Source organism: Streptococcus sp. 1032 (assembly GCF_013277015.1).
GTDB lineage: Bacteria > Bacillota > Bacilli > Lactobacillales > Streptococcaceae > Streptococcus.
Map to the genome: position 1 here is coordinate 282 of NZ_VMMD01000005.1, position 1071 is coordinate 1352.

At 41.9% G+C, this 1071-nt stretch carries 1 protein-coding gene; it reads right to left on the reverse strand.

Going from position 1 to position 1071, the window contains the following annotated elements; translation table 11 throughout:
• Positions 1 to 1027: IS30 family transposase (locus HT711_RS01225; protein WP_173249699.1), on the reverse strand; the 1027-nt coding region annotated here is incomplete at its 3' end.
• Between the last annotated feature and the right edge of the window lie 44 nt (positions 1028 to 1071).

A 1071-nucleotide genomic window follows, 5' to 3' on the forward strand; every position in this document is an offset into this window, starting at 1 on the left:
GTTTGACGCTGTTGACATGAGAGCAGACGAGATTGATGTCCTCTTGAGTTAAATTGTCAAAAGAAGTTCCTTTAGGTAGAATGTCGCGAATCAGCGTGTGATTTTTCTCAATTCTCCCTTTCTGGTCAGAGCGATTAGGGTCACAAAAGAAGAGTTTACTCTCTCCTCGCACATCCATTTCGATGTCATCAACCCTGGCAAACTCTCCACCATTATCGGTAAGAATGACAGGGAAGAGTTGGAAGAAATCTTTGTCCGCTTGGTGAAGAGTGTTCTTGATGTCATAGAGATGTTTGGTAACCTCAAGGGCAGTTTTATTATCCAGAAGTCTAGCGAAGATAAAGTTACAGAAAGATAGATTGAAGGTGAGTAGGACTTTACCTCCCATTCTCCCCATAACTGTGTCCATTTCCAGCCAAGAGTCTAGTTGATTCAGTGCTAAATAGTTTTGGAAATCCTCATAGGAACGGCCTTTTTTAGCTTCTTTAGGGATGGAAGGTAGCTTACTTTTTCGTCTTTCTTTGAATTTAACGGCTCTGGCAAGATCAATCGGAGCGATAGATAGGTACCCTTTTCGGATGTGTCGATAGACAGTTGAGGAGCTGACATCAAGGTTATGAGTTTTGAGAATATGATAGATGTGTTGTCCTTTTTTAACCCCATCAGAAATGACTTTGTCCATGTCCCAGAAGGTCTTGGAATTGAGGGGAGTTCCTTCACGAGCTTCGCCAAGAGTTTGTTCGTATTGTTTTTGAGCTTGCTTAGCGAGGTAGAAGATCTTCTTATAGCCACAATTCTGTCTTCTTTTAGGGCAGCCGTTACAGACAAAGGGAGCTTTGTCGAGTAGAGGGCAAGGAAGGTTATGGCATGTAGACTCTCGGACTTGTCTGTTTCGTTTGACTTCTTTAGAAACAGTAGTCGGGTCTTTTAGAATGGATTGTCCAATAGCTTTGAAGGTTTCACTGCGCTCTAAACCTAATTGGATATCATTACGGTCTGAAAGGGTAAGGTGTTTATGTTTTGTCATAGTAGACCTCGTTTCTAACTCAAACGTCTCACACTTAATTCCAC